Annotated in this window: 27 protein-coding genes and 1 pseudogene; 11 read left to right on the top strand and 17 right to left on the bottom strand. The window is 69.5% G+C overall.

Annotated elements, in window-relative coordinates:
* From AB0I69_RS05100 to AB0I69_RS05090, 3 genes are all read left to right on the top strand, one after another.
* On the top strand, positions 1-519 hold a 519-nt coding region (locus AB0I69_RS05100), incomplete at its 5' end, for an SDR family oxidoreductase (RefSeq protein WP_363094135.1).
* Positions 520-550: 31 nt separating this feature from the next.
* Positions 551-1,552 (top strand): Gfo/Idh/MocA family oxidoreductase, encoded by a 1,002-nt coding sequence (locus tag AB0I69_RS05095; protein WP_363094134.1) that lies wholly within the window; start codon positions 551-553, stop codon positions 1,550-1,552.
* Positions 1,549-2,562, top strand: a complete 1,014-nt coding sequence (locus AB0I69_RS05090; RefSeq protein ID WP_363094133.1) for a Gfo/Idh/MocA family oxidoreductase — start codon at positions 1,549-1,551, stop codon at positions 2,560-2,562. The genes AB0I69_RS05095 and AB0I69_RS05090 overlap by 4 nt, the downstream gene beginning before the upstream one ends.
* Positions 2,563-2,651: 89 nt before the next feature.
* On the opposite strand, the gene AB0I69_RS05085 is transcribed toward AB0I69_RS05090, so the two are convergent.
* From AB0I69_RS05085 to AB0I69_RS05055, 7 genes and pseudogenes are all read right to left on the bottom strand, one after another.
* A complete protein-coding gene (locus AB0I69_RS05085; protein ID WP_363094132.1) occupies positions 2,652-3,671 on the bottom strand; it encodes a sugar ABC transporter substrate-binding protein in 1,020 nt (339 codons plus the stop codon).
* Positions 3,672-3,949: 278 nt separating this feature from the next.
* Entirely contained in the window at positions 3,950-4,798 is an 849-nt protein-coding gene (locus AB0I69_RS05080; protein WP_363094131.1) for a sugar phosphate isomerase/epimerase family protein, read from the bottom strand.
* A 127-nt stretch (positions 4,799-4,925) separates the two neighbouring features.
* Positions 4,926-5,813 (bottom strand): sugar phosphate isomerase/epimerase, encoded by an 888-nt coding sequence (locus tag AB0I69_RS05075; protein WP_363094130.1) that lies wholly within the window; start codon positions 5,811-5,813, stop codon positions 4,926-4,928.
* 484 nt (positions 5,814-6,297) lie between these two features.
* A pseudogene (locus AB0I69_RS05070) lies at positions 6,298-7,275 on the bottom strand (MFS transporter); the annotation flags it as partial.
* 112 nt (positions 7,276-7,387) lie between these two features.
* A complete protein-coding gene (locus AB0I69_RS05065; RefSeq protein ID WP_363094129.1) occupies positions 7,388-8,614 on the bottom strand; it encodes a cysteine desulfurase-like protein in 1,227 nt (408 codons plus the stop codon).
* Positions 8,615-8,649: 35 nt separating this feature from the next.
* The gene (locus tag AB0I69_RS05060; protein ID WP_363094128.1) at positions 8,650-9,444 is read right to left on the bottom strand and encodes a LuxR C-terminal-related transcriptional regulator; all 795 of its coding nucleotides are present in this window, start codon (positions 9,442-9,444) and stop codon (positions 8,650-8,652) included.
* Between the two features lie 199 nt (positions 9,445-9,643).
* A complete protein-coding gene (locus AB0I69_RS05055) occupies positions 9,644-10,132 on the bottom strand; it encodes a PaaI family thioesterase (protein ID WP_363094127.1) in 489 nt (162 codons plus the stop codon).
* Between the two features lie 92 nt (positions 10,133-10,224).
* Here AB0I69_RS05055 and AB0I69_RS05050 point away from each other — a divergent pair, with 92 nt between their 5' ends.
* Positions 10,225-10,707 carry a helix-turn-helix domain-containing protein gene (locus AB0I69_RS05050; RefSeq protein WP_363094126.1) on the top strand — a complete coding sequence of 161 codons (483 nt, stop codon included), beginning with the start codon at positions 10,225-10,227 and terminating at the stop codon, positions 10,705-10,707.
* Here AB0I69_RS05050 and AB0I69_RS05045 read toward each other — a convergent pair.
* Positions 10,696-12,765, bottom strand: coding sequence for a GH92 family glycosyl hydrolase (locus tag AB0I69_RS05045; protein WP_363094125.1), 2,070 nt, complete (start codon positions 12,763-12,765; stop codon positions 10,696-10,698). The genes AB0I69_RS05050 and AB0I69_RS05045 overlap by 12 nt on opposite strands.
* A gap of 239 nt (positions 12,766-13,004) precedes the next feature.
* On the opposite strand from AB0I69_RS05045, the gene AB0I69_RS05040 reads away from it, so the two are divergent.
* A complete protein-coding gene (locus AB0I69_RS05040) occupies positions 13,005-14,267 on the top strand; it encodes a PQQ-binding-like beta-propeller repeat protein (protein WP_363094124.1) in 1,263 nt (420 codons plus the stop codon).
* 108 nt (positions 14,268-14,375) lie between these two features.
* Here AB0I69_RS05040 and AB0I69_RS05035 read toward each other — a convergent pair whose 3' ends face one another.
* Positions 14,376-15,032: a TetR/AcrR family transcriptional regulator gene (locus AB0I69_RS05035; protein ID WP_363094123.1), complete on the bottom strand. Its 657-nt coding sequence runs from the start codon at positions 15,030-15,032 to the stop codon at positions 14,376-14,378.
* A 151-nt stretch (positions 15,033-15,183) separates the two neighbouring features.
* On the opposite strand from AB0I69_RS05035, the gene AB0I69_RS05030 reads away from it, so the two are divergent.
* Both AB0I69_RS05030 and AB0I69_RS05025 read left to right on the top strand, forming a co-directional pair.
* Complete coding sequence (locus AB0I69_RS05030; RefSeq protein ID WP_363094122.1) at positions 15,184-16,230, top strand: medium chain dehydrogenase/reductase family protein; 1,047 nt, start codon at positions 15,184-15,186, stop codon at positions 16,228-16,230.
* A 44-nt stretch (positions 16,231-16,274) separates the two neighbouring features.
* A complete protein-coding gene (locus AB0I69_RS05025; RefSeq protein WP_363094121.1) occupies positions 16,275-16,880 on the top strand; it encodes an ester cyclase in 606 nt (201 codons plus the stop codon).
* Positions 16,881-16,894: 14 nt separating this feature from the next.
* On the opposite strand, the gene AB0I69_RS05020 is transcribed toward AB0I69_RS05025, so the two are convergent.
* Both AB0I69_RS05020 and AB0I69_RS05015 read right to left on the bottom strand, forming a co-directional pair.
* Positions 16,895-17,329: an NUDIX hydrolase gene (locus AB0I69_RS05020; RefSeq protein WP_363094120.1), complete on the bottom strand. Its 435-nt coding sequence runs from the start codon at positions 17,327-17,329 to the stop codon at positions 16,895-16,897.
* A 94-nt stretch (positions 17,330-17,423) separates the two neighbouring features.
* Positions 17,424-17,846: an organic hydroperoxide resistance protein gene (locus AB0I69_RS05015; protein ID WP_363094119.1), complete on the bottom strand. Its 423-nt coding sequence runs from the start codon at positions 17,844-17,846 to the stop codon at positions 17,424-17,426.
* A gap of 180 nt (positions 17,847-18,026) precedes the next feature.
* On the opposite strand from AB0I69_RS05015, the gene AB0I69_RS05010 reads away from it, so the two are divergent.
* Entirely contained in the window at positions 18,027-18,914 is an 888-nt protein-coding gene (locus tag AB0I69_RS05010; RefSeq protein ID WP_363094118.1) for a helix-turn-helix transcriptional regulator, read from the top strand.
* A gap of 187 nt (positions 18,915-19,101) precedes the next feature.
* Positions 19,102-19,956 carry a chitosanase gene (locus AB0I69_RS05005; protein ID WP_363094117.1) on the top strand — a complete coding sequence of 285 codons (855 nt, stop codon included), beginning with the start codon at positions 19,102-19,104 and terminating at the stop codon, positions 19,954-19,956.
* A gap of 107 nt (positions 19,957-20,063) precedes the next feature.
* Here the strand turns inward: AB0I69_RS05005 and AB0I69_RS05000 are convergent, their stop codons facing one another.
* The 4 genes from AB0I69_RS05000 to AB0I69_RS04985 form a co-directional block, all read right to left on the bottom strand.
* The gene (locus AB0I69_RS05000; RefSeq protein WP_363094116.1) at positions 20,064-20,564 is read right to left on the bottom strand and encodes a sigma-70 family RNA polymerase sigma factor; all 501 of its coding nucleotides are present in this window, start codon (positions 20,562-20,564) and stop codon (positions 20,064-20,066) included.
* On the bottom strand, positions 20,564-20,731 hold the full coding sequence (locus AB0I69_RS04995; protein ID WP_363094115.1) for a hypothetical protein: 168 nt from the start codon (positions 20,729-20,731) through the stop codon (positions 20,564-20,566). Before AB0I69_RS04995 ends, AB0I69_RS05000 begins: the two co-directional genes overlap by 1 nt.
* Positions 20,732-20,847: 116 nt before the next feature.
* A complete protein-coding gene (locus tag AB0I69_RS04990) occupies positions 20,848-22,215 on the bottom strand; it encodes a carotenoid oxygenase family protein (RefSeq protein WP_363094114.1) in 1,368 nt (455 codons plus the stop codon).
* A gap of 23 nt (positions 22,216-22,238) precedes the next feature.
* Complete coding sequence (locus AB0I69_RS04985; protein ID WP_363094112.1) at positions 22,239-22,829, bottom strand: hypothetical protein; 591 nt, start codon at positions 22,827-22,829, stop codon at positions 22,239-22,241.
* A 240-nt stretch (positions 22,830-23,069) separates the two neighbouring features.
* On the opposite strand from AB0I69_RS04985, the gene AB0I69_RS04980 reads away from it, so the two are divergent.
* Complete coding sequence (locus tag AB0I69_RS04980) at positions 23,070-23,684, top strand: PadR family transcriptional regulator (protein WP_363094111.1); 615 nt, start codon at positions 23,070-23,072, stop codon at positions 23,682-23,684.
* A 411-nt stretch (positions 23,685-24,095) separates the two neighbouring features.
* On the opposite strand, the gene AB0I69_RS04975 is transcribed toward AB0I69_RS04980, so the two are convergent.
* Complete coding sequence (locus AB0I69_RS04975) at positions 24,096-24,416, bottom strand: hypothetical protein (protein WP_363094110.1); 321 nt, start codon at positions 24,414-24,416, stop codon at positions 24,096-24,098.
* Positions 24,417-24,491: 75 nt separating this feature from the next.
* Positions 24,492-25,196: a 3-oxoacyl-ACP reductase FabG gene (fabG, locus tag AB0I69_RS04970; protein ID WP_363094109.1), complete on the bottom strand. Its 705-nt coding sequence runs from the start codon at positions 25,194-25,196 to the stop codon at positions 24,492-24,494.
* 472 nt (positions 25,197-25,668) lie between these two features.
* Between fabG and AB0I69_RS04965 the strand changes: the two genes are divergently transcribed.
* Positions 25,669-26,556 (top strand): helix-turn-helix domain-containing protein, encoded by an 888-nt coding sequence (locus tag AB0I69_RS04965; protein WP_363094108.1) that lies wholly within the window; start codon positions 25,669-25,671, stop codon positions 26,554-26,556.
* Positions 26,557-26,576: the final 20 nt, after the last annotated feature.

The following is a 26,576-nucleotide window of genomic DNA, read 5'->3' as shown; positions in this document are numbered from 1 at the left end:
CTCGTCAACGCGGCCGGACTCACCTCACGCGGCTCACTGCTGGACACCACACCGGAACTGTTCGACCAGCACATCGCCATCAACCTGAAGGCACCCTTCTTCGCCATGCAGGCCGCGGTCGCCGACATGACCGCCCGCGAAGCACCGGGGACCATCGTCAACATCGGCTCCAACTGCGCCCACGGCGGACCCCCTTACCTCGCTCCGTACTCCGCGGCCAAGGCCGGCCTCGCGGGCCTGACCCGCAACGCCGCCCACGCCCACCGCTTCGACCGGATCCGGATCAACACCCTCAACATCGGCTGGACCGCGACCGAAGGCGAGGACGCCGTCCAGCGAGCCTTCCACGACGCCGGGGACGACTGGCTCCAACAGGCCGCCGAACGCCAGCCGATGGGCAAGCTCGGACAGGTCGACGAGATCGCCGACTTCGTCGTCTTCCTGCTCTCGGACCGCAGTGGCGTGGTGACCGGGTCGGTCATCGACTGGGACCAGAACGTCTTCGGCGGCCAGGACTGAGTCGCGTGTCAGCAGAAGGAGCACGATTCTCATGCGCATAGGCATCATGGGGCTGGGCCGCATCGGCGCCTTCCATACGGAGACTCTCGCCGGGCTGGACACGGTGAACTCCCTGGTGGTCACCGACCCGGTGGCCACGGCCGTCGCCACCGCCACCGAACTGTTCGGGGCCACCGCCGCCGACTCGCCCGAGGCCCTGCTCGCCGCCGGAGTCGACGGCGTGGTGATCGCCGCCGCGACCGACGCGCACCCCGAGCTGATCCTCGCCGCCGTGAAGGCGGGCATCCCCGTGTTCTGCGAGAAACCCGTCGCCCGCGGTGTCGCGGAGAGCCTGGAGGTGCTGCGTGCGGTGGAGGGCAGCGGCGTGGAGGTGCACAGCGGCTACAACCGGCGCTTCGACGCGGGCTGTGTCGCCGCGCGCCGTGCCGTGGTGAGCGGTGAACTCGGCGACCTCCACACCGTACGGTCCACCACCCTCGACCCCGCTCCGCCGCCGCCCGCCTACGTGGCCGCCTCCGGCGGCATCTTCCGCGACTGCAGCGTGCACGACTTCGACATCGTGCGCTGGGTGACCGGCCGCGAGGTGGTCGAGGTCTACGCGACCGGCGGCAACCGGGGCGCCGAGTACATCCGTGCGGCGGGTGACGTCGACACGGCGTCCGCCCTGCTCACCCTCGACGACGGCACCATCGCCGTCATCTCCAACTCCCGCCACAACGCCCGCGGTCACGACGTACGCCTGGAACTCCACGGCATGAAGGACAGCATCGCGGTCGGTCTGGAGGACAAGCTGCCGCTACGGTCCGTCGAACCGGGCGCGACCTTCCCGGCCGGAACACCGCACACCTTCTTCATGGACCGGTTCGCCGACGCCTACCGCGCCGAACTCACCGCGTTCACCGAGGTCGTGGCCGGCACTCGTACCTCCCCCTGCACGGTCGCGGACGCCGTCGAGGCGAGCCGTATCGCTGACGCGTGCACCCTTTCGCTCCATGAACACCGGCCCGTACGACTCGACGAGGTAGCCGCATGACGACGGACGAACCCCTGCGGATCGGCGTCCTGGGCGCGGCCCGGATCGCCGAGTTGTCGATCGTCGGCCCGGCCCGGGCAACCGGCCACCGCCTCGTCGCGGTGGCCGCCCGCGACCGCGGCCGGGCCGAGACCTTCGCCGCCGCGTACGGCGTGGAGCGGGTCGCGGACTCCTACGCCGACCTCGTGGCCGACCCGGAGGTCGAGGTCGTCTACAACCCGCTGGCCAACAGCCTGCACGGGCCGTGGAACCTGGCCGCCCTCCGGGCCGGCAAGCACGTCCTCACCGAGAAGCCGTCCGCAAGCAACGCGACGGAGGCGGCCGAGGTCCACGAGGCCGTCGCCAAGGCGGGCACGGTGTTCATGGAGGGCTTCCACTACCTGTTCCACCCGGTCGTCCGGCGCCTGCACGAACTGCTGGACAGTGGGGAGTTGGGAGACCTCCGGCACGTCGAGACCATGGTCGCCATGCCCGCGCCGACGGACAGCGACGTGCGCTGGTCGCTGCCGCTCGCGGGCGGCGCGCTGATGGATCTGGGGTGCTACAGCCTCCACGCCCAGCGCATGCTCGCACCCTGGGCCGGTGGAGCGCCCCGGCTGGTCTCCGCGCGTGGCGGCGAGAGGCCGGGTGCCGCGGGAGTCGACGAGTGGCTGGACGCCGATCTGGAGTTCCCGGGCGGCGCCACGGGCAGCGCCCGCTGCCACATGGCCCACGAGACCTGGCAGATGAGCTGCCGCGTCGTGGGCTCACGCGGCGAGGCCACGGTGGTGAACTTCGTGCAGCCCCACCTGGACGACCGGGTCGTCGTGCGTACGGCCGCTGGTGAGCGTACTGAGGAACTCGGCCGTCGGTCGTCGTACACCTACCAACTGGAGGCCTTCGCCGCCCATTTGCGGCACGGTGTGCCACTGGAACTCGACGCCGACGACGCACTGACCACGATGCGGCTCATCGACGACTGCTACCGGGCGGCCGGGTTCCCGGAACGGCCGCGCACGGTGCTTCCGTAGGGCAGCCGAGAAACAGCAGTTGAGCCGAGGGACCGGCGGCACCGGCGACGGAGAACCCGTCGCCGGTGCCGCGATCTGGGTCATGGGCGTCAGCGCGTTCCCTTGGCTGCGAACTCCGCGACCTTGGCGACGTTGGTCTTGTCGACGAAGGCCGGGCCGGTCAGCACGGGGGCCTGGCCGCCGCCGCTGTAGTTGCCGTTCGTCTTGTAGAGCCACAGGGAGTCGACCGCCAAGTAGCCCTGGAGGTAAGGCTGCTGGTCGACGGCCCACTGGATCTTGCCGGCCTTGATGGCGCCGACCGCGTCCTTGTTGAGGTCGAACGTGGCGAGCTTGGCCTTGCTGCCGGCGTCGGCGATGGACTGGATGGCGGTCATCGCGAACGGGGCGCCGAGCGTCGTCACGTAGTCGATGGACTTGTCCTGCGTGAGCTTGGCCGAGATCGTCGACTTCACCGACGGCATGTCCGTGCCGTTGACGTAGAGGATGTCGGTCTTGCCGGTGAACGTCTTCTTCACGCCGGCGCAGCGGGCCTCCAGGGCCACCTGCCCCTGCTCCATGATCACGCAGATGGTGTGCTTGGCGCCGACCTCGTTGAGCTTGCGGCCGAACGCCTCACCGGCGATGCTCTCGTCCTGGCCGAAGTACTCCAGCAACCCCTGCTTCTTCCAGTCCTGCACGCCGGTGTTGAAGCCGACGACGGGGATGCCGGCCTTCTCGGCCGTGCCCACCACGGCCTTCATGGCGTCGGGCTTGGCGAGGGTGACCGCGATGCCGTCGACCTTCTGGTCGATCGCGTTCTGCACCAGGTTCGACTGGTTGGGCCCGTTGGGGTCACTGGAGTAGACGAGCTTGACGTTGTCCTTGGCCGCGGCGGCCTGGGCACCCTTGCGGATCGTGTCCCAGAAGGTGTCGCCAGGGGCCGCGTGAGTGATCATCGCGATCGTCATGCGGGGCGTGGTGGCCTTGCCTGCCGAGACACCGCTCCCGCTGTCGTCGGACTGTTTGCCTCCGGAGCTGCTGGAGCATCCGGCCACAAGCAGTGCGGCGGCGGCCGCCGCCGCGACGACGGGGACGATTCCGCGGGAGCGGGGGTGGGAAGTACGGTCCATCTTTCCGGCACCTCACTGTGCTGCAGGGGAAAGGGAAGCGCTGACCGAGCGAACGCTGCGGATCACATGCCGTTAACACGGCTGTTGCTTATGACGAGATAGAACCGTCATGCCACCCCCAGGTCAACGCTTGTAATGACATCATTTATCCATCACGAGAAGATGTCTGAACAATTGCTTGACGGCCGCTAAAACATGCCCTGTGCATCGAAATGAAAATGAAAACAGGGGCGGCGGGAGAGACCGTGGTTTCGCTCCCGCCACCCCTGTGGCCCTTTTTAGTTCACGAGCGCCGCAGCACTCCGATATGCCGCCGCGGCGGCCTCGCGCACCGGCAGCGCACGGTGCGCGTCGGAGAGGATCTCCACACCCCAGGGGCCGCGGAAGCCGGCCGTACGGAGCGCGGCGACGATCCCCGGCAGGTCGAAGGAGCCCTCTCCGCACAGACGACGGCGATGCACGGTGTCCTCGAAGAGCGTGCCGACGACCTGGCTGTCGGCGTCGTTGAGCTCCACGCCCACGATCCGCGCCCCCGGTACGTCCGCCAGGTCGGCGGGCGGGGTATGGGCGCGCTCGACGTGCCACACGTCGATGATGAGGCCGCCCGCCGGGTGACCTGCGGCCTCGACGAGCCGTAGTCCGTCGTGCACGGTCTTGAGGTTGGACCAGGGCAGGGGCTCGACCCCGAGCCGGGCGCCCACCCCGTCGGCCTGCGCGGCCAGCACGGCGAACTCCTTGGCCCAGACGTCGAGTTCCCAGGGCTCGTCCGCCACGTCGGGGCCGATCTTGAAGGTACGGGCACCGAGCGCCTCGATGGCTCTCAGCATTCCGGCCCGCACGGTGTCCGACGCCGCCCGCCGGGGCCCGTCGGCCCACCAGTCGGTGAGCAGTTCCAGCTCGATGTGGTTGATCCCGTTGTCCTCGAAAAGGGACCGGACCCCGGAGGTCCCGTACTCGCGCTCGGCCTCCACCAGGTCCGCGTACAGCAGCCCGAAGGCGGTGAATCCGGCGTCCCGCGCAGCTTCCACCCGTTCCCGCAGGTTCAGCGGACTGCGCTGGTCCTCCTCGTCGGGAGCGGTGTCGCCCGCCGTGGTCCAACAAGTGGCCAGAAATTCGACAGCGGTCATTTCTTTTTCCTGGATTCCTCATGTGAGGAAAAGACGCGGCGTCCGATCGCTCCGGCATTGTTGAATGGTCCTCGGACACCGGTCAATCCCTCAGAAGCCATCAAAAGCGCATCAGGCCCGCATACGGCTACGCGACGCCGCGCAGCACCGAGCGCAGGTGCTCCGCGCTGGCCCACACGTCCTCGACCGGACCCTTCGCCTTGGGCTCCTCGGTCAGGATGGTGTCCTGCTCCAGGACGTACCAGCCGTCGTAGCCGCGGGCGCTGAGGTGGGTGACGATGGCCTCGACGTCCACGTCGCCCGCGCCCAGCGGGCGGTACATGCCCTTGCGCACGGCGTCGGTGTAACTGAGCTGTCCGTCCTGGACCTTGGCGGCGAGAGAGGCGTCCACGTCCTTCATGTGGGTGTGGGCGATCCGCTCGGGCGCCTGGCGGGTGAGTTCGGCCGGGTCGGTGCCGCCGATGAGCAGGTGCCCGGTGTCGAGGCAGAGCGAGATCGCCGAGTGCTCCAGGACACGCCGGACCTCGTCGCCGTTCTCGATCATCGTGCCGACGTGCGGGTGCAGGACGGCGCGTACGCCGCGTTCGGCGGCCAGCGAGGCCAGCCGGTCGAGGTTGGACAGCAGCAACTTCCAGCCGTCGGCGTCGAGTTCGGGGCGGGAGTCGTAGCCGTCCTGACCGGTGACGGCCGACAGGACGAGCACCTCAGCCTTCGAGGCGTCGTAGCCCTCCAGGAGCTGTTCGGCCTCGGGCAGCGGGTCGTGTCCGGGCACGTGCAGCAGCAGCGGGGTGAAGCCGCCGACGGCGTGCAGGTCGTGGTCGGCGAGCGTCCGTGCCATGGCGTCCGGCTCTCCGGGCAGAAAGCCCTCGGGACCGAACTCGGTGGCGGCCAGGCCGACCTCGCGCATCTCGTTCAGCACCCTCTCGGGCGTCAACTGGTAACCCCAGCCGGGCACTTCACACACACCCCACGAGATGGGGGCACCGGCGATCCTGTTCAGGGGGGAGGTGGTCATGCTGTGGCCTTTCTGAGGTTCCGGACGGAGTCGGATCAGGCGTGGGAATCACGTCGGGGCGATCGAAACGACAGCCGCTCGTCGGCGAGGTGCCGGGCGCTGTCGATGAGTGGGGTGGGCGAGGTCAACACGTCGCTGGACCCAGCCAGTTCGCCCACGTGGCGGTCGACGCGGACGAATGCTTCCAGCGCGACGCATGCCATCGACTTCCGATGAGCAGGTCCGCAGGCGCCATTGCCCTCTCCCTCCAGAAACCGTCCAGGCCGACGCGTGACCCTTCGAGACTCTTCAAGGAGTTGCCGAGAGACCTCTCACAAGGTCCAAACGGGTCGAAGAAGTCCTGATCATCGGCGGCCTGGCCGTTTACATGGGCGCAACGGTAAGCGAATCCCACGGCATTGTTGAAGGGGTGTAACCCATCATTATCCCGTCATTGGACACGTCTTTTTTCCCTCAAGCTCCCGCCCCAGGCGTGCGAGCGGGCCCCGAACACGAAGCTGACCGCGAGGAGCGCGGGAACCGTCACCGCGGAGCCGCCGTGCAACGCGGGCACGCACAGGAACGCGCCGTCGCCGAGTGCCGCCGCTGGCATGAGCACCGGGCCATGGCCGAACCGGCTCGGCAGGCGGGCTGCCAGCAGCGAGCCCGGCCCCGTCGCCGCGAGGGCCAGTCCGACGGCGGTTCCTGACAGGTGCAGTTCCCGCGGCAGGAAGAGCAGATAGAGGGTCATCGTGGCCGCGAAGAAGAACTGGAAGGCGGCCGAGGCAAGACACACGGTCCGCAGCGAGGTGTCGCCGACGACTAAACGGAGACCCTCGCGGATCCGCCGCCACACCCGAGGTGGATGCTCCGAGCGCTCCGGTACCGATTCCGTCCGCCGGATCGCTCGGACGAACAGGAACGACAGCGCGAAGAACAAGGCGCTGGAGGCGACGGCGATCGACGCCGACAACAGTGACACCAACGCGCCGCCGAGAGCGGGACCGCCGATCTGCGCCGCGGACCGGCTGCCCTCAAGGACGCTGTTGCCCCGCACCAGTTGACCGCGTTCCACCAGCCGTACGAGAGAGGTCTGGTAGGCCACGTCGAAGAACACGGCCAGGCCCCCGACGACGAAGGCGACCACCAACAGCGCGGGCAGGCCGAGCCAACCGAGAAGGCCGGCCACGGCGGCGGCGCCCAGTGCCAGGGTCCGGCCGGCGTCCGCCAGCACCATCACCGTACGGGCCCGCCAACCGTCCACCCATGCGCCGACGAAGAGCGACAGCAGCAGGATCGGCGCCTGCCCCACCGCGCGCAGGACGCCCAGCTCGCCGGCACCGACGCCGAGCGTCAGGACGGCGAAGAGCGGAAGCACCACCAGGCTTGCGTGTTCGCCGAGTTGGGAGGCCGCCTGGCCCACCCAGAGTCTGCGGAAGTCGCCGTCCTGCCACAGGCTTGACCGCCCGGACCGACCGGGCACCTGTCAGCTCCAGCTTCTCGTGAGTCACTCGCTGCCTGGACAGTAGCTCTCGGCGGCCCGCCGCGAAAAGCGACTACTGCTCGCCCGTCCGAGGTCGGCTTCGCGCCGACCGTCAGCCTGTCGCCCGCTTCAGGAACAGCGTCAGTCCCGTCAGGAGTCGGTCGACGTCCTCGGTGCTGGTGTAGGGCGCGAGGCCGATGCGCAGGCCGCCGGAGTCGCCCAGGCCGAGTCGGCGGGAGGCTTCGATGGCGTAGAAGGAGCCGGAGGGTGCGTGTACGTCGTGTTCGGCCAGGAAGCGGGAGGCGTCCTGTGTGCCGTGCGCTCCGAAGGACTCGTCGAGGGTGAGCAGCACGGTGGGCGTGCGGTCGGCCGCCTTCGAGTGGACGGTGATCCCGTCCAGGGCGGCGAGTCCCTCGTCGATGCGCCTACGCAGGGTTTCCTCGTGTCGGTGTAGTGCGGCGAGACTCGCTGTCAGGCGCTCGCGGCGGCTTCCGGCGGCGTCCGGGTCGAGGCCGGCGAGGACGTCGACCGCCGCGCTCGTGCCCGCGAGCAACTCGTAGGGCAAGGTGCCGAGTTCGAAGCGTTCGGGCACCTCGTCGGAGGACGGCAGGAGCTTGTCCGGTCGCAGGGTGTCCAGCAGTTCGGGCCGGGCGGCGAGGACGCCGTGGTGCGGGCCGAGGAACTTGTACGGCGAGCAGACGAAGAAGTCCGCGCCGAGCTGTCCGAGGTCGACCAGGGCGTGTGCGGTGTAGTGGACGCCGTCGACGTGGACCAGCGCTCCCGCCTCGTGTGCCAGGCGGGATATCTCGGGGATCGCGGGCCGGGTGCCGATCAGGTTGGAGGCGGCGGTGACGGCGACCAGCCGGGTGCGTTCGGACAGGGCGGCGCGGAGGTGGTCGAGGGTCAGTTCACCGGTGGCGGGGTCGAAGTCGGCCCAGCGGACGGTGGCACCGGCGCGTTCGGCCGCCTGTGTCCAGGGGCGGATGTTGGCGTCGTGGTCGAGGCGGGTGACCACGACCTCGTCCCCGGGTGACCAGGTCGAGGCGAGGGTGCGGGCGAAGTCGTAGGTGAGCTGGGTGGCGCTGCGGCCGAAGACGATCCCCGAGGGGTGCGCGTCGAGGAGGTCGGCCATGGCCCGGCGGGCCCCGGTGACGATGGTGTCGGCGTTGCGCTCCCCCGCGGTCACATGGCCCCGGTTCGACAGGGGGTTCGACAGCGCCCGGGTGATCGCCTCGATGACGGGGCGGGGGGTCTGGGTGCCGCCGGGGCCGTCGAAGTGGGCGGTGCCGGTGCTCAGGGCGGGGAACAGGGCGCGCAGGGCGGTGATGTCGTACGTCACGAGAGGGGGCTCCTGTCGGTGCGGTGGCCGGGGGTTCAGCGTCCCGTGCGGGGTGGGAGCAGGCCGATCTCCTGTGCCCGCAGCACCGTACTCACACGATCGCGTGTGCCGAGCTTCCGGTACAGGCCCTCCACGTGCTTGTGCACCGTACGCACGGAGATGCCCAGGCGGTGGGCGATGGCCGCGGCCGTGAGGGCGTCGGCGAGCAGGAGCAGGACGGTGACCTGGCGGGGTGTGAGCCGGGAGTCCGCCGTCACCTCGGGCGGGGTCTGGGTCGCGCGCCAGCGTTCGAGGAGTTGCCGCTGCTGCTCCACGCCGGCCAGCAGCGGCTGCATCCGCTCGGCGGCCCGGACGTGGTCCTCGGTGAAGTCGGCGCCGGCCCGGTAGACGAGGCAGCCGGTGACCGGGGTGGTCGTGCCCGGCAGCGGGATCGCCAGGACGTGGTCGGCGTCCATCAACCGGCTGATCGTGCCCGCGGTCCGGCTGTGCGCCCATCCCCTCCCGGCCATCCGGTGGGCGGTCCCGGGTCGGCGGACGGCACCGGCCGCGAAGTAGTGGTCCGCGAAGGGGTAGCCCCGGCGCAGCACCGTCATCGCCTCGTCCCCGATGTCGTCGATCCGCCCGAAGTGCGCCGCGGCGGCGGGCGAGAGACCCATCGCGCCGGTCCGGTCCGTCCACTCGCCGAGTTTGTAGATCAGCGCCTCGCCCCCGCACAGACCCGGCAGGTTCGCCGCGACCAACGGCCACAACCGCGCGGGATCCTGTTCGTGCAGAGCCGCCACTGCCACCGCCAGCATGCGTTCATACGCCCCGGCCGGCCCGACCGTCATACGCCCTCACGATCCTGCGTGTGTCCCATCCACTACGTACTTCTCCCCATACCACCACGGCAACGGCTTGCAGCAAACTTCACAGCGTTCCGGCAACGCCTTCGACCGTGTGGATCAAGGGAGTTGACGGTACGGATCCGCCTGCGCGGGGGACAGGCGGATTCCTTCCCGTACGGCGATCCCGTACGACGATGTCCGGTCAGGGGACGGGGAACAGCAGGCAGCTGCTGGTGGCGTGCGCAAGCAGCCGGTCCTTCTCGTCGAACAGCTCGGCCTGGGCGAGGGCGGTGCGCCGTCCGCCGTTGAGGACGGTGCCGACGGCGCGGATCCGGCCGGTGTCGGCGGTGACCGGGCGCAGGAACTTCACGGTCAGGTCGAGCGACGTGTAGCCCATGCCCTGCGGCAGGGTGGACTGCACCGCGCAGCCGGCCGCCGAGTCGAGCAGGGTGGCGAAGACCCCGCCGTGCACGCTGCCGATGGGGTTGTAGTGCTCCTCCCCCGGTATCAGGGAGAACACCGCGCGCCCGTGCTCCACCTCGTCGAGGGTGAAGTTCACGGTGGCACCTATGGGCGGTGCGGGCAGGCGTCCGGCAATCAGTTCCCGCAGGAATTCCAGACCCGTGCCCTGTCCTACGGCGGCTGCCGAGACCCCCGGGTCCTCCCACTCGTACGTGCGTGACCGTCCCATACGGCGTACCTCCCCAGCTGGCTTCTTCAAAAGAAGCTAGATGTCCCGACAGCTGACTGTCAATGACAGAGCCAGGTGGCTAGGGTGGCGGCATGGAATGGCTCGACGTGAGCACGGAGAACTGTCCGGTCCAGAGCACGCTCGATCTCGTCGGCGAGAAGTGGACGCTGCTGATCCTGCGGGACGCCTTCATCAGGGTCCGTCGTTTCGACGACTTCCGGCGCCATATCGGGCTGTCGGACGCGGTGCTGGCGGACCGGCTCCGCAAGCTGGTCGCGGCCGGCGTCCTGACGACCGTGCCCTACCAGCAGGCGGGGAGCCGGACCCGGCACGAGTACCGGCTGACGAGCAAGGGCCGTGATCTGTGGCCGATCCTCATGGCCCTGCGGCAGTGGGGCGAGACGTACGCCGCCGACCCCGAGGGCGTGGTCCTGGACGTGCGGCACACCGGGTGCGGCGCGCCGGTCCGTGTGGTCGTGGAGTGCGACGGGCCGCACGGCGCGCTGGCGCCGACCGAGGTCACGGCCGTTCCCGGACCCGGGGCCCGGCCCGTACGCAGCCTGCTACCGGAGTGAGCGCGTCACCGAGGTGGACCGGTCCGCTGCCGTCACCGTGAGCGAGGTGCCGTCGCCGCGATGGACGGTGGCGGTGGTGAACAAGGGTGCGCTGCGCACGAGTTGGGCGGTGCCGGGGGTCTCGGGGTACAGGCCCAGGCTCGCCCACACCGCCCAGGACGACATGGCGCCGAGGTCGTCGTTGCCGACGAGTCCGCCGGGGGCGTCGGCGAACAACGTGGACAGGGTGCGGTGGGCGACGGCTCCGGCACGGTCGGCGTGACCGACGTAGGCGTACGCCCAAGGGGTCCCGAACGAGGGCTCGTTGCCCAGGTAGGCATAGGGCTGGTCGGCGCCCGCGTTGAGGCTGGTGAAGAAGGTGTCGAGGCGGGGGGTGACGGCGGCGTCGCCGCCCATCGCGGCGAACAGGCCGGGCAGGTCCTGCGGAACCATCCAGGTGTACTGGGCGGCGTTGCCCTCCACGTACTCGGTCTTCTGGGCCGGGGTGAAGGCCGGCCAGGTGCCGTCGGCGGCGCGGGGCTGGAGGTAGCCGGTGGCGGGGTTGAAGAGGTTGCGCCAGTTCCCGGAGGCGCGCAGCAGGGTGTCGTACGCGGTCAAGTCGCCGAGTCGGTGGGCGAGTTGGGCGAGCGCGTAGTCGGCGACGGCGTATTCGAGGGTGGTGGAGACCGAGCCCCAGACGCCCTTGGTGCCGGCGGGGACGTAGCCGAGGGTGTCGTACTGGAGGTGTCCCGGGCGCTGGCGGTCGTCCTGGCGGTCCGCGAGGGCCGTGCGCAGCAGGGTGGCGGCGTCGAAGTCGGTGCCGCCGAAGGCGTGGATCGCGGACGCGATGGTGGGCAGCGGGTCGCCGACCATGACGCCGCTGCCGCCGTTCGCGAGGGTCCAGCGGTCGAAGTAGCCTGCCTGGAGGCCCTGGTTGAGGACGGACTGCGCGATGTCGGAGGCCTCGCGCGGGGCGAGCAGCGCCAGGAGTTGGACCTGGCAGCGGTAGACGTCCCAGCCGGAGAAGTTCGCGTACTGGACATGCCCGGCGACGGTGCGGTGGACGAGCCCGTCCATGCCGGTGTAGCGGCCGTCGGTGTCGCTGAAGATGCTGGGGTGCAGGAGGGCGTGGTAGAGGGCGGTGTAGAAGACGCGCAGTTGGGCGTCCGTGCCGCCGCCGACGGTGATGCGGTTCAGCCACTGGTTCCAGTCGTCGCGCACGGCCTGCCGGATCGTGTCGTACGACTGTGCCTTCTGCTCGGTCAGTGCGTTGCGGCGGGCGCCCTCGACGTCGACGAAGGAGACGCCGACCCGGGCGGTGACCGTGCGGACACCGGGGGCGAAGGTGACCATGGCCGCGCCCGGCTTGTCGTCGGGGTGGGTGGCCTGGGCGAAGGGCTGGTCGAAGGTGGCGTGGAAGTAGAGCCGGTAGCGGTTCTTGGACTTGCAGAAGGCGCCGCTGTCGCTGTAGCCGGAGAGCGTGTCGGTGCCGATGTCGACCGATCCGGTGGCCGCGGTGAACGCCTTGGCCGCGTCGATGCTCACGGCGGCGGGGCGGGGGTCGGTCGCCGGGTAGGTGAAGCGGGCGATGCCCGAGCGCTGGGTGGTGGTCAGGTCGGTGCCGATGCCGTTGTCGAAGGTGACGTGGTAACTGCCGGGCGCCGCCTGCTCGTTGGCGTGCGAGAACGTGGCGTAAGCCGGCGGCTCGGCGTCCTGCGTGGGCATGAAGGGGACGTTGCCGTAGGCGGCGCAGCCGGCTCCGGAGATGTGCGCGAGGCTGAAGCCGCGGATGCGGTTGTCGCCGTACGAGTAGCCGCCGTGCTGGTACGTCACCGTGTCAGGGCTCCACTGCACGCCGCCGAGCGGTGCCGAGGCGCCCGGGAACGTGTTGCCCGCGCCGCCTCCGTGGCCGAAGTCGGGGCCGCCGGGGGTGGTGCCGACGAACGGGTTGACGTAGCGCGCGAGGTCGTCGACGGCTCGGGGCCGGGACGTTCCGTCCGCCCGGACCGGGGCGGCGGCCGCTCCGGACGCCACGAGCACCGAGGCCGCCAGGACGGCCCGAAGCAGGGGAAGTCGCACCACGTTTCTCCAGCCAGACAGGGAACCCGCCGCCCGCGCGGCGCCGGACCGCGAGTGTCCCCAACCCGGCCCCACCTGCCGTGCCGCCACACCGTCCGCGTGCGAGGACCAGCCGGTCGGGTCATCACTCCCCCGCTTCTCGCCCTCGCCGACAGGGTGTGAAGTGGACGTGGTGCGGGCGATGCGCGGGCAGCGCGGCGTCTGGAAGCATGGGGGCTTTACGCGAACGGGGGTGGCTGATGCGACGCGTTCGGCTGGTGCGCGGGGTGATGGGTGCGGCGCTGTTCGGGATGGTGGCGGTCGGCTGTTCGGGCTCCGGGGGCGCGCCGTCCGGTGAAACGGGGCGTACGACCGCTTCCCCGCAGCGCTCGGCATCGAGCCCTGCCGCGACGCAGAACTCCGGCGGCGGCCAGGACTCGTGGCGTGCCTGGACCAGAGATCTCTCCGGCTCGGAGGGGGTGCAGGTCTGCGGTGCCACGGCCCACCAGGTCGTGTGCGCCACCGGCGCGGACGGTTTCGTCGGGCGGTCCCGGACCGACGGCGCGGTCAGTTGGACCGTGCCAACCACCACCACCGCCGGCAAGAACCTCGGACTCGTCGTGGCCAAGGCCGACGAACGCGCGGTGACCAGCGGCGGTCGCACACTGCGCGCCGCGAACCTGCGGACCGGCAGGGCGGCTTGGTCCCTCCGGCTGCCCGCCGACCGCGTGTACACCGGGTTCGTGGCGGCGGACGGAATCGTCTACGCGCTCGACGCGTGGAGCAGTTTCGATCGCGAGGCGAGCGTCGCGCTCGGTGCCTACCGGGCGTCCGACGGTACGACGTTGTGGCACCGGACCGTCGACGCCGACCGCCATGAAAGCCCGGTCGCGTTCGGCGGGCGCGTCTATACGACCGACTCCTCGAAGGTCACGGCGCGCGCCGCCCGTACCGGCGCGACGCTCGCGACCACTCCCTCGGGCACCAAGTGCCCGCACCTCATCACCGGCGGCCACTACCTCGCGTGCTCGGGCATCGCGTACTCGACCGAGGACACGTTTCCGCCCCTCCTGCGACTCGACCCGGGCGACCTCCGACCGCTCGCCACCGCCGAGGACAGCGACCAGAAACCCGAACGCGCCCTGATCTCGGCCGACGGTGTGCTGATGCTCTTCGAGGTCAGTCCGGAGGACTCCAGCGTCGGTGACTGGAACGCCTACGACCTCAACCACCCGAAGAAACTGTGGAGTTACCACACGACCTCGGCGGAAGCCGGCCTGGTCGGCGGACGGTTCGTGACCTTCACCCCCCGCAACGACCCCGCCACCCGGGGACACCTGATCACCATCGACCTGCATGCCGGACCGAACGCGAAAGGAGACGCCGCACCGCGCATGTCACCGGCCTACCCGGAGACCGTGGGCAGCGCGTACCCGGCGCTCGTCCTGCCGGGCGGCGACCCGGACTACGTCGTCATCGAAACGATGGTCCACCACATCCTGCGGTCGCTGCCGCTGCCCTAGGAACAGAACAGGAAGAAACGGGCCGCGTGTCCCGTCCAGATGACGCGCGGCCGCTCCTCACGCGCAGGCCGTCGCAGGAGACCGGCCGACCTGCACGCGAAGCCCCCCTCACTGCACCAACTGCTCCATCAGGCCGGCCAGTTCGGACTCGAACAGCAGGGACGGGTCGAAGCCCATGCCGGTGAAGTGGCCCGCGAGTTCGAGGGAGAGGACGCCGTGCAGCCGGGTCCAGAAGGTCAGGGCCCGGTGGAGGACGGCTGGCGGGGCGGGGTTCTCGCCCGCCCAGTGGCGGTGTTCTTCGAGGTGGGTGGCGAACGGTGTCGTGGGGCCGTCCGCGGGCAGTGCGGCGCAGGCGTCCAGGAGGACCGCCATGATCTCGGACGCGATGCCGGTGATGTCGTCGGGCGCGTGGTAGCCGGGGACGGGGGTGCCGTAGACGAGGAAGTACCGCTGGGGGTCGTCGAGGGCCCATCCGCGCAGGGTGTGGGCCAGTCCGGGCAGGTCGGTGCCGGACTCGGCGGCCGTGCGGAAGGTGTCGGCGAGGCTGCGGTACGCGTCCCGGATGAGTTCGGTGATCAGGTCGTCGCGGCTGGCGAAGTACCGGTACAGCGCGGGCCCGCTCATGCCCATGCGCTTGGCGATGGCGTTGAGGGAGAGCGCGGAGGCGCCCGCCGTGGCGATCTGTTCCCGCGCGTGCTCCTTGATCTCCGTACGCACCTGGTCGCGATAGCGCTCACGCGGAGTCCTCGTGCCCGTTTCCGCCATGACCGGCCGCCTTCCACACTCCCGGGAATACACGCTGAAGCTTCAGTTAGAAGGTATCACGATTGCACTTGACGACCCCTTCTCGCGTGAGTTACAACTTCTAACGAACACGAAAGCACGTAGCTCACCGCGGATCACAGTGGAGGTCGCCATGAACAACAGGAACAACACCACCGACGCACTCGTCGAGGTCGTCCTGCCGGGCAAGGTGGAGCCGGAGGGCCTGGAGGTCCGGCACGGAGCCGTCCCCGCCGCGGGCCCCGGCCAGGTCGTGATCCGGATGGAGGCCACCGGGGTCTCCTTCGCCGAGCAGCAGATGCGCCGCGGCAAGTACTACGACCAGCCCCCGTTCCCCTTCGTGCCCGGCTACGACCTGGTCGGCACCGTCCAGAGCACCGGTACCGGCGTCGAGCCCGGCCTGGTCGGCACCCGGGTGGCCGCGCTGGTCAAGGTCGGCGGCTGGGCCAGCCATGTGCTGGTGGACGCTGCCGACGTGGTGCCGGTGCCCGAGGGGATCAGCGCGGCGGAGGCCGAGACCGTGGTCGTCAACGGCATCACCGCCTGGCAGATGCTGCACCGCAAGGCCCGTATCCGCGCCGGCCAGACGATCCTGGTCCATGGCGCCAACGGCGGCGTCGGCACCGTCCTGGTCCAACTCGCCCACGCCGCAGGGGTGAACGTGATCGGCACGGCGTCCCCGCGCCACCACGACGCGCTGCGCGACCAGAGTGTCGAGCCCATCGACTACCGCACCCCCGACCTCGCCGCACGGGTCCGCGACCTCGCCCCGCGCGGGGTGGACGCCGTCTTCGACCACGTCGGCGGCCCGAGCGTCGTCCGGTCCTGGCGCCTCCTCGCCCCTGGCGGCACGCTCGTCTCCTACGGCAGCGCCTCCACCCGCGACGACGAGGGCTCCAAGCAGCTGCCCGTGCTCAAGATCCTCGGCCGGGTCTGGACGTGGAACGCGCTGCCCAACGGCCGCCACGCCTACTTCTTCAACGTCTGGGCCGGGCGCGCCCTGAGCAAGAACAAGTTCCGCGCCCAGCTGCGCGCCGACCTCACCCAGGTCTTCGCGGCCCTTCAGCGCGGTGAGGTCAACGCCCAGATCGCCGCCCAACTGCCGCTCGCCCGCGTCGCCGACGCCCTGCGGCTGGCCGAGTCCGGCACGGTCGCCGGCAAGGTCGTACTGACGCCGTGACGCGCCCCTCCCCCTTACCCCCGTCTGACTCGGAAGGACCGGCCATGACCCCCCTCCCGCCCGTCCGCACCACCCGGCGTCACCGCGCACGGCTGCTCGTTCCGGCGGCGCTGGCCGTCCTGGTCTGCACGACCACGACCGCCGCCACCACTGCCACCGCCACTGCCTCGGATGCGTCACCGAAGACCGCGGCGACATGGACCGCGGCCGACCGGGGCCATCACGACGGCTCGCGGAAGCCGAAGGCGATGCTCGACGACTGGCTCCGCCTCTGGAACGGCGACTACGACCGGGCGCCAGGCATCATCTCCCCCGACTTCCGGGTCCACGCCGCACTGCTCGACGGCGGTGACGGAAGTTCGATCCGAGGTGTCGACGGACTGGTGGCGTGGATCGCCCAGACCCGCGCGGCGTTCCCTGATCTCCGCTTCACCGAGCAGGTCGCCCCGCTGGTCGACGGCCGCTACGCCTCCATACGCTGGACGGCCACCGGGACCTACGCCGGCGGCTTCCCCGGCGCCGAGGCCGAGCCCGGGACCGTGGTCACGTTCACCGGCACCGACACACTCCGTATGCGCGACGGCAGGTTCGTCGAGTACTGGGTCAACACCGACACCCTCCAACTCCTCACCCAGCTCAAGGCGTTGTGAGGACCGGGCAGCGGTCAGGCGTCCCAGGCCTCGACATGCCCGAGCACATAGTCGGCGAGTTCGGCCGGCTGCAGGTTGAGGGCAGCCACGGCTGTACGGTTCAGCGCGACCCGGACCGGTTCGAAGTCGCCCGTGTCGGGGTCGTCGAGCTCGGGTCCGTGGCGGCGGTCCAGGTCCATGTGCAGCAGGTCGGCGAGGAAGTAGTGCTGTACGACGGTGGTCGTCCCGCGCGGTTCGGTCAGGGTGAGGAACTCGGTGGCGGGACCGATCGTGGCACCGATCTCCTCCATGGCCTCGCGGCACAGAGCCGCTTCGAGGTCCGCGTCGGCGGGCTCGACGCTCCCGCCGACGGTCGTGCAGTAGGAGTCGCCGCCCGGCCAGCCCCGCTTCAGGAACACCAGCCGGCCGTGGTCGAACAGCACGACACGCGCCTTGTGACGAACCGTCATGAGCGGAGCCTAGCCGCACACCACGCGTCCGGCGGTTTCGGATGCAGGAATCAGCCCTCGCGCCTCCCCTCAGCGCGAGGCCTGAAGTCCCTTGCTACACAGTGGCCTTGAGGGTCACCTCGATGTTGCCGCGGGTGGCGTTGGAGTACGGGCACACCTCGTGCGTGGCCTTGACCAACTGGTCGGCGGTGGACTGTTCCAGGCCGGGCAGGTGGGCCGTCAGTGACACGGCCAGGGTGAAGCCGCCGGTGTCCAGTGCGAGCAGGTTGACCTCCGACCGGACGGTGGTAGCTCCGAGTCGGACTCCTTGCCCGCCCGCGATCAGGCGAAGTCCGTTGTGGAAGCAGGCGGCGTAACCGGCGGCGAAGAGCTGCTCGGGGTTGGTCCTGTCGCCGCCGGGGCCGCCCATCTCCTTCGGGACGGCGAGGAGTTCGTCCAACACGCCGTCGACGGAACGGACTTCGCCGTTGCGGCCGTCGCCGGTCGACAGGGCCTCGGTGGTGTAGAGCGCAGACATGGTGGTTCCCTCTTCGTCGATGCCACGGGTGGCGGACAGCTCACGCCGGTCGGCCCCACCTCTCTCCCGGGGCCGACGCCGCGTTCTGTTCGTGGCTCCGAGTCTGGAGCGGCCGACCGCTCACAGCCTGCCCCTGCCAGGGGCAGGCTTCCTGGCATCCCGGTGATCGATACTCGACCCATGGACAAGAAGCCGCGGTTGGGAGAGTTCCTGAAAACGCGCCGGTCGCAGTTGCAGCCGGCGGATGCGGGACTCCCGGACTTCGGCGAGCGCCGTCGCGTTCCCGGCCTGCGCCGGGACGAGTTGGCACAGCTCGCCGGAGTGGGCCTGTCCTACTACACGCGACTTGAACAGGGGCTCTCCCTCAACGCGTCGCCCGAGGTGCTGGACGCGCTGGCCCGCGCTCTCGGTCTTGACGAGGTGGAGCGGGCCCACCTGCACGACCTGGCCCGCGCCGCACGCCGTACCGGTGCTCGGCGCAGGCCCGCGCCGGAGCGAGTGGGCGAGACGACCCGGCAGTTGCTCGGCGCCTTCGGCGACGCACCCGCGATCATCCTCGGGCGCCGTAGCGACGTACTGGCCTGGAACCGCACCGGACACGCCCTGTTCGCCGGGCACCTGGACCCGCGGATCCCCGACCGGCCCGACCGGCGCCCGAACACGGCGCGGCTGGTGTTCCTGGACGCGCACACCCGGGACCTGTACGTGGACTGGCGGAAGAAGGCGAGGGACGTGGTCGGGAAGCTGCGGCTCGCCGCCGGGCAGCACCCGGACGATCCCCGGCTGGCCGCGCTGATCGGTGAACTCACCATGAAGAGCCCGGAGTTCGCGTCGATGTGGTCCGAGCACCGGGTCCGCAAGTGGGACCTCGCGACGTACCGCATGCACCATCCGCTCGTCGGCCGGATGCAACTCAACCTCCAGACCCTGAACGTCCCGCAGGAGGAGGGCCTACGCATCGTCGTGGCGACCGCCGACTCCGGTACGGCATCGGAGGCCGCGCTGCGCCTTCTCGCTCAGGTGACCGTCCCGGCCGTACGGGACACGGTGGCCGCGGAGCATCGCTGACATGACCGATGCGACAAGGGCGGGCAAACCGTCAAGCATCGCCCTCGCACTGACACGCGACTCTCGTTCATAGCTACGAACTTGGCTCCAGGTGGGTGCCTTCATCGCCGAACCTCTGATAGTTAACTTTCCTATCAGTTCGACGGTACGGCCAACTCCCCACCCCCCACCACCTTTTGGAGTCCCCGTGGTCCACCCGTTCCACGACTCTGTGAGCTCCGAGCCGACGAGCCCCTCGCGTCGTTCGCTCCTCGCGCTCATCGGCGTGTCGCTCGCGGCAGCACCTCTGCTGCGCACTCCGCAGGCCTCGGCTGCCACCACGGCCGCCGCGGCGATCGGCCTCGACGACCCGGCGAAGAAGGAGATCGCCATGAAGCTGGTGTCGAGCGCGGAGAACTCCTCGCTCGACTGGAAGGCCCAGTACAAGTACATCGAGGACATAGGCGACGGCCGCGGCTACACCGCCGGCATCATCGGCTTCTGCTCCGGCACCGGCGACATGCTCGACCTCGTCCAGCTCTACGCGACCCGCAAGCCCGGCAACGTCCTCGCCAAGTACCTGCCCGCGCTCCGCAACGTCAACGGCACCGACTCGCACTCCGGACTCGACCCGAACTTCCCCAAGGACTGGCGCACGGCGGCGCAGGACACGGTGTTCCAGCAGGCGCAGAACGACGAACGCGACCGCGTGTACTTCAACCCGGCCGTCAGCCAGGGCAAGACCGACGGGCTGCGCGTCCTGGGCCAGTTCACGTACTACGACGCCATCGTCATGCACGGCGACGGCGACGACCCCACCAGCTTCCGCAACATCCGTGCCCGCGCCCTGCGTTCGGCCAAGCCGCCGGCCCAGGGTGGCAACGAGACGACGTACCTCAACGCCTTCCTCGACGCGCGCGTGTGGGCCATGCAGCAGGAGGAGGCCCACAGCGACACCACCCGCGTCGACACCGAGCAGCGCGTCTTCCTCCGCAACGGCAACCTCGACCTCAACACTCCGCTGTCCTGGAAGGTCTACGGAGACAGCTACAACATCAGCTGACCTGCTCTGTCAGTGCGTTGGGCGGCAACGGCCGTCGTGACGAGCTGACGGATCGCGGGCGGACAGCGCGGCGCCAGGGCCTGAGGGTACGGGTCCTGGCGCCGTGGTCAGCCGACATCAGCACCAACACACCGCTGCCGTGCGGCGGCCAGCAACTCGCGGGCCTCGACCCGGCCGGCGCGGACCCGCTGTTCGGCATCTCCGTGCGGAGCGTCCGCCGTGGCGACGAGCGCGTCCGCCATCTGGGCCCGGGCCCGGCTCAGTCGGCTGCGCACCGTACCGACCGGAACCCCGCAGACATCCGCGATCCGTTCGTACGAGGTGACCCCGGTGGCCAGGTAACGCAGTATCAAAGGCATACGCAACGCCGGGGAGAGTTCCTCCAGTGCCTCCCAGACCCAGTCACGCAACGCGTTCCGCTCAAGCCACTCCTCCGGGCCCGCGTGCGCCGACTGCAGAGGCAGTTCACTGACTGGCCGGACCACGACCGATTCCCGCAGCACCAGCCGACTGCCGTTGCGCACGATCATCCGCAGCCACGCGCCGACCGCCTCCGGCTCACGGACGTCGCCGATCCGCAGCAGCGCCGTCAGAGCCGCGTCCTGCATCACGTCATCGGCATCCGCTCCGGCCCAAGGATGCTCAACGCCACGGCGCGCATTCCGGCCCGGTGCCGTTCCAACAGCAGCCCTACGGCGGCGACTTCACCCGACTGTGCCGCACGCGTCAGCATCGCGTCCGCCATGAGTGCCGCCCCCGCGACTTCCCGCATCATGAGTCCCTTTCGGCGCCTGTGTCCGAGTCTTCGGGGCACCCTGGCCGGCGCCGTCCTCCGCACGCTCGGGCACGGAGGACGGCGCACCGTTCATCGGTTCGGCAGGGTGCGGCAGGTCAGGCGTCCGCCAGCCAACTGCCGTGGAATCCGGCGGGTACCCGTCGGGGCAGGTGGATGGTGGCCACCGGCTCCCGGGTGAGGTTGTCGGCGTCGAGGACGACCAGGTCGCTGCGGTCGGTCGAGGCGTCGTAGACGTAGCTCATGAGCCAGCCTGGGCCGCCGGGTCGGTCGTCGGCCGGGGCGAAGGCAGCCTCGCCCGGGAAGCGTCCCGGAGCGAAGTAGTGGCTGGCGACGCTCGACTTGCGGAGGTCGTACCGGTGGATCGCGGCACGCGACTCGTTCGGGTCGTACTGCGGGAGTTCCGGAACGGGCGCCGCGCTCGCGTGACCGAAGTCCGCGGGCAGGCCCGCGAGTCGGTCGTCGATGCGGGGGAACTCCCCCGGGTGGTCGTCGAGTTGCTCCTCGGCGACGGCCCCGGTGGTGAGATCGATCGTCCACCGCCACAGGTACGCCGCAGCCGCGACATTGACGCCGTCCCGCAGGGACGGGTACCGCATGGCCAGCAGGACGAGGCGCTGACCGTCGTTCTCCTCATAGGAGTTGAGGGTGTGGAACACGTAGCAGGGGTCGATGTCGAACCAACGGATGTCGCCGTGCGGATCGTCCCTGCGCAGTACGCCGAGCCTGGCTCCGTAGGTGTCGGACCAGACGTAGGGCATGCCGCCTGCCGGATCCATGGCCCGCTCGATGCTGAAGACAGCGGGCAGGTCCATGAAGACGACGTGGTTCCTGGTCAGGTAGAAGTCGTGCATCATCGTGTGCGCCGACACGTCGATCGGCCGACTGACGGTCAACTCGCCGTCGGCGTCGGCGCGGTGATAGGTGAGATAGGGCGCCGACAGCCCGCCGTACCCGTAGAAGTGCAACTCCCCTGTGACCGGGCAGGTCTTGGGGTGGGCGGTCATCGGGGTGCGCAGGCGGCCGTCGAAGTCGTAGGGCCCGATCGTGTCGAGTTCGCGCCCGGCTTCGCAGCTCAACTCCTGCGGGAAGGACGTCTCGACGAGGGCGAGGGTGCGGCCCGCGTGCCGTATGACGTGGGTGTTGGCGACGCCCGCGGCGAGGTTCATCTCGCCGTCGCGGCCGTAGACCTGGGCGCCCGTCGCGAGGGTGAGGGTGCGGACCCAGCGGTTGCGGTACGAGGTGGCCTTGCCGCCGTCGAGGCGGACGCCGTGCACCATCCCGTCGCCGGTGAACCAGTGGGCGGAGGCGGCCTCGTGCGGGTTGGGGCCGTTGCGCAGGTACCAGCCGGTGAGTTCCGGCGGGATGGCGCCGGTCACCGCCAGTTCGGTGACCGTGATCTCGTCGGGGACCGGGGCGAAGTTGCCGGCCAGGTGCGGAGGTGGAGGGGTCTTGTCCGTACTCATGGGGAAGTCCTTGGGTCAGCTGGTCAGGCTTGTGCTGCTTGCATGGCTTCGAGCCGGGCCTGGACACGCTTGGGATAGATCGAGGTGAAGACCGCGGGGGCGACCAGGCCGACAACGTGGGCGCTGATGCCGACCCAGGCGGGGGCGTCGGTCGCGTTGCCGATGGCCAGTACGACGGCGATGAAGGTGAAGCCGGCGCCCCAGGCGGCCGTGATGGCGTTGTTGACGGAGAGGAAGCCCGGGGTGTCCCAGTACTCCTCGGGCGTCTGCCGGCGGGCGATCCCGAGCGTGAAGGGGCTTCGGAGCGCCATGCTTCCCCAGGCCGTACCGGCGAGCCAGACGAACGACAGCACGTCGCTGTGGTCCTGGACCGACGAGTCGGGCGAGCTGAAGGCGATCGCTCCGATGATGACGAAGTAGATGATGGTGCTGATCTCCAGGATCATCGCGTCCATCGCCACTCCCCTGCGCCGGTCCTGCAGAAGCAGCAGAAGGCCGACGGCACAGCCGGCCACCGCGCCCCAGCGCCAGTCGACGGCGGAGACGAAGCCTGCCGCGATCCATGGGGTGAACCCGCGCAAGTAGCCCATGATGCCCACGTTGAAGTTCCTCACAGCTCGATGTTCCAACTTTGACAGGTGGAAGCTAGATGCTCCGCAATCAACATGTCAAGAATGGAATATTGAACGAAAGTCCGCCGCTCCACCGCGTCCGCAGGCCCGGACGAGCCCTACCTGCGCAAACCCTCGCGCTCGCGTCCGGCCTCCACGCGGCCCCCTTCTCCGGCACACAGGATCCGCATGGGTAGTTTTCGACCTGTCAATATTGGAGTGACACGCGTTAGGGTTGTCCGTATGAGCCTCCGCAACGCCCTCCTGGGCCTCCTCGTCTTCCGCCCCGGCAGCGGCTATGACCTGCTGAAGATGTTCGACACCTCGCTCGGGTACGTCTGGCCCGCGAAGCAGAGCCAGATCTACGGCGAGCTGACGAAGCTGGACGCGACAGGCCTGATCAAGGTCACGGAGGAGGGCCCTCGGGGACGCAAGCAGTACTCGCTCACCCCCGAAGGGCACGCGGAGACGGTGCGCTGGCTCACCGAGAACCGGGAGAGCAGGCCGCTGCGCAACCCGATGCTCCTGCAGACCTTCTTCCTGGGACTCCTGCCGCGCGAGGAAGCCGTCCAGCGACTCCTCGACCACGCGGAGGCCTCGGCCAAGGAGCACGACGCCCTTGTCTCCCTCCGTGACACGGAGGACTGGGACAAGGACATGCTGACCGTGTGCGGCAGGCTCGTCCTGGAGCACGGCATCCGCCAACGGGTCCTGGAACAGGAGTGGGCGCACTGGGCCGCCGACCAACTCCGCGAAGGACTGAGCACGGATTCCGCTTCCGCAGAGGCGACTGCCGCGGCGGACACGGACGGGTCGAGCGCCGTCGACACCGCCACCGAGCAGGCGCACTCCGAGTGATGGTCTGACGAACCTCTTCCGGCTCGGGGGTGGCGGGGACCGGCTGACGGTCGTAGGCCAACAGGACTGTCAGGGCGAAGAAGCGGTCGATCGCCAACTCCGTGAGCGACTCGTCCAGTTGCGGGACTAGGAACTGGCTGTTCTTACTGAATGCGCCGGTCTGCCTCGCCGCGGTCACCGACTCGACCTTCTCCACGTCCGCCTGTTCACGCACCCGGGCGTTACCGCACACCGCCGGCCAACCGCAGGTACCAGCACCCGGCAGCAGCCCGAGGCTCGGGGCGGGAGATCGGGCGGGGGCCGGTAGGCTTCCCTCCTGCCGGCCGACCCCCGCCCGGGATTCTCACTCTCGGCGGCCTCCGGGCTTCGCGGGAAAGCCGGAGCGCTTCCGAGAGTGGCCAGTGACGCCGGTCAGTCCAGTCCGGCGGGGCCCTCGTGGCTGCTGACGCGGTCGTACAGCCGCTGGCGCGCTCTCCCGCCGACCCGACGGATGCCGGCGCGCGTGTGGTTGAGAGCCCGCGAGACCTCGGCGACCACCTGCATGGACTCGGCCATCTGCTCGAAGAGACCGGAGGTGGACGGAACCCACGTTCCTTCCGGTGCGTGCTGCTGTCCCACCGACGTGCACTTGGTCAGCAACTCGCTCATCAGACGGTGGAACTCGGCCACGTCCTCGTCGGTGAAGTCGTCGATGGTCAACCGAAACATGTTCGGCGCAGTCGGCCCGCGCATACGAAGAGCTCCTTGGCGGTGGGTGAAGAGAAGACAGACGACGGAGAGCCACCCCGCCCACTGGAGAATTCGGCGCTAATGCCCCATCCCGGCTCCCCCGTCGACAGGCAGGACGGCGCCGGTGATGTAACTGGCGTCATCGGAGGCCAGGAACGCGACAGCTGCGGCGACCTCTTCGGGCCTGGCGAGGCGGCCCAGGGGAATCTGGCCGGCCAAGTGCGTGCGCTGCTCTTCCGTGAGGTTTTCACTCATCGCGGTCTCGGTGAGACCAGGTGCGACCACATTGAAGGTGATGCCGCGCAGGCCGAGTTCCCTGGCCATCGAGCGGGCAAATCCGATCAGGCCGGCCTTGGAGGCCGCGTAGTTGGCCTGCCCGCTCTCGCCCCTCAGGGCGACCGCGGAGGAGATGAGCACGACGCGGCCCCTCCTGGCACGGAGCATTCCCCGGCTGGCTCGTTTCACGACGCGGAAGGCACCGGTCAGGTTGGTGTCGAGGACCGCGGTGAAGTCCTCTTCGGACATGCGCAGCAGGAGCTGGTCCTTGACGATTCCCGCGTTGGCTATCAAGACCTCGACCGGACCGTGCTCCGCCTCGACGCGCTTGAAGGCGACGTCGACCTGGTCGGTGTCGGTGATGTCGCAGTGAACCGAGAGCAGGCCCTCGGGCGGCTCGCCCGTCCGGTATGTCACGGCAACGCGGTCACCGGCGGCCGCCATACGACGCGCGACAGCCAGGCCGATACCGCGGCTGCCACCGGTGATCAGGACTGAACGGGACACAGAATGCCTTTCCGGTCTGTTTGCGGTGCGCTCCGGTCGTCAGCGGATGCGAAGGTCCCGCCGAAGCCGCGGGCACGCCTCGGAATGTCCACGAGGTGCGGCCAGTAAGCGACGGCAATCTGGCCAGTACTCGACTGTGACGAGATCACTTCAGCCGTCACTGTAGGTGATGAATGTTTGAACATGACAGCTCTCGTGCACTCCGAGGCCAGAGGGGAACGGTGCGGTGCGCAACGTGCACGCCACCGGGGTCTCCTGTCGGCACGTCGGATCGGCCACCGCACGTTGGAGCACTCCCCCCCCGCAGTCACGGACCTCGCGTCCCCGGCGACGCGACTGGTCCGGTGAGTGATCTTTGTGCATCGACGTCCAGGGCACCAGGCGCTGTTTTTTCCGGTTCCTGATTTTCAGGAACGAGGCTTTCCGGTAATGGAGTTGGCTGCCCGGCGGGCGCCATGGGAGAGGTACTGAGTTGGACAACAAGGAGGCGCTGCAGAGGCTGCTGCGCTGGAAGCGAGCCCAGATAGACCCGTTGGAGCTCGGGTGGCCGCAGCGCAGCGGACGGGGGCGCCGTTCCACGGGTCTGTCGCAGGCACAGGTGGCGCAGGTGCTGTATGTCTCCGAGCGCACCTACGCCGACCTTGAGCGTGGTGAAATGTCGTCGCCCACCGCGGAGTTCCTCGACAACGTCGCCGAGGCCCTGCGCATGGAGGAGCGCGAACGCGCCGCCTTGTACGTCTACGCCCTGGGCTACGAACCGCCGTTCCCCATGGACCCGCTGGCGGGCAGCAGCGTCGCCCCGGCTTGGCAGAAGGCGATCGAGCGTGTTTCCGGCCAGCCTTGCTACGCCAATGACGTCGCCTGGAACGTTCTGGCGGCCAACGACGACTTCATACGGATGTTCCCGCAGGCACCGGGCAAGCCCGCACGCCTTCCCGAGCAGAACATGATCCGTTGGATGCTGCTGTGCGAAGACGCCCGCGAGCATCATCTGGTGCAGTGGGAGAAGCGGTGGGCCGAGCCGGTCGCGGCCCAACTGCGCACGGCCGTGGCATCGCACCCCGACAACAAGGACCTCCAGCAACTGGACGAAGAGGTCAATGACGATCCCGTCGCGGGCCCCGTCTACCGCAACCACAACATCGCCTACGTCCATCCTGACGGTGACTCACGCCTCATGCGCCATGCGGGCTTTGTCGTTCCGGAGGGAGAGGAGGACCGGCGGGACCGCTGCTGCGATCACCACGCGGTGTCGCAACTCGGAGTCGTGACGATGTGCGCGGCGCAGCCCTTCGGCTCACCCGGTGCCCGGTTCCTGTTCCTCGTTTTCGAGCCCGCGCAGCGCCACGTTGCCGCCTGACGTTCCGTCCGGAAAGAATG

Source organism: Streptomyces sp. NPDC050508 (assembly GCF_040655155.1).
Classification (GTDB): Bacteria; Actinomycetota; Actinomycetes; order Streptomycetales; family Streptomycetaceae; genus Streptomyces.
The sequence above is the reverse complement of the archived record's forward strand: the minus strand, read 5'-3'. Positions and strand labels throughout refer to the sequence as shown.

What these genes read in the sequence shown, in the direction of transcription:
- AB0I69_RS05095 (WP_363094134.1), top strand. Translation starts at nt 551, where the DNA reads ATGCGCATAGGCATCATGGGGCTGGGCCGCATCGGCGCCTTCCATACG.
- AB0I69_RS05090 (WP_363094133.1), top strand. Translation starts at nt 1,549, where the DNA reads ATGACGACGGACGAACCCCTGCGGATCGGCGTCCTGGGCGCGGCCCGG.
- AB0I69_RS05085 (WP_363094132.1), bottom strand. Translation starts at nt 3,671, where the DNA reads ATGGACCGTACTTCCCACCCCCGCTCCCGCGGAATCGTCCCCGTCGTC.
- AB0I69_RS05080 (WP_363094131.1), bottom strand. Translation starts at nt 4,798, where the DNA reads ATGACCGCTGTCGAATTTCTGGCCACTTGTTGGACCACGGCGGGCGAC.
- AB0I69_RS05075 (WP_363094130.1), bottom strand. Translation starts at nt 5,813, where the DNA reads ATGACCACCTCCCCCCTGAACAGGATCGCCGGTGCCCCCATCTCGTGG.
- AB0I69_RS05060 (WP_363094128.1), bottom strand. Translation starts at nt 9,444, where the DNA reads ATGACGGTCGGGCCGGCCGGGGCGTATGAACGCATGCTGGCGGTGGCA.
- AB0I69_RS05055 (WP_363094127.1), bottom strand. Translation starts at nt 10,132, where the DNA reads ATGGGACGGTCACGCACGTACGAGTGGGAGGACCCGGGGGTCTCGGCA.
- AB0I69_RS05050 (WP_363094126.1), top strand. Translation starts at nt 10,225, where the DNA reads ATGGAATGGCTCGACGTGAGCACGGAGAACTGTCCGGTCCAGAGCACG.
- AB0I69_RS05040 (WP_363094124.1), top strand. Translation starts at nt 13,005, where the DNA reads ATGCGACGCGTTCGGCTGGTGCGCGGGGTGATGGGTGCGGCGCTGTTC.
- AB0I69_RS05035 (WP_363094123.1), bottom strand. Translation starts at nt 15,032, where the DNA reads ATGGCGGAAACGGGCACGAGGACTCCGCGTGAGCGCTATCGCGACCAG.
- AB0I69_RS05030 (WP_363094122.1), top strand. Translation starts at nt 15,184, where the DNA reads ATGAACAACAGGAACAACACCACCGACGCACTCGTCGAGGTCGTCCTG.
- AB0I69_RS05025 (WP_363094121.1), top strand. Translation starts at nt 16,275, where the DNA reads ATGACCCCCCTCCCGCCCGTCCGCACCACCCGGCGTCACCGCGCACGG.
- AB0I69_RS05020 (WP_363094120.1), bottom strand. Translation starts at nt 17,329, where the DNA reads ATGACGGTTCGTCACAAGGCGCGTGTCGTGCTGTTCGACCACGGCCGG.
- AB0I69_RS05015 (WP_363094119.1), bottom strand. Translation starts at nt 17,846, where the DNA reads ATGTCTGCGCTCTACACCACCGAGGCCCTGTCGACCGGCGACGGCCGC.
- AB0I69_RS05010 (WP_363094118.1), top strand. Translation starts at nt 18,027, where the DNA reads ATGGACAAGAAGCCGCGGTTGGGAGAGTTCCTGAAAACGCGCCGGTCG.
- AB0I69_RS05000 (WP_363094116.1), bottom strand. Translation starts at nt 20,564, where the DNA reads ATGCAGGACGCGGCTCTGACGGCGCTGCTGCGGATCGGCGACGTCCGT.
- AB0I69_RS04995 (WP_363094115.1), bottom strand. Translation starts at nt 20,731, where the DNA reads ATGATGCGGGAAGTCGCGGGGGCGGCACTCATGGCGGACGCGATGCTG.
- AB0I69_RS04990 (WP_363094114.1), bottom strand. Translation starts at nt 22,215, where the DNA reads ATGAGTACGGACAAGACCCCTCCACCTCCGCACCTGGCCGGCAACTTC.
- AB0I69_RS04980 (WP_363094111.1), top strand. Translation starts at nt 23,070, where the DNA reads ATGAGCCTCCGCAACGCCCTCCTGGGCCTCCTCGTCTTCCGCCCCGGC.
- AB0I69_RS04975 (WP_363094110.1), bottom strand. Translation starts at nt 24,416, where the DNA reads ATGCGCGGGCCGACTGCGCCGAACATGTTTCGGTTGACCATCGACGAC.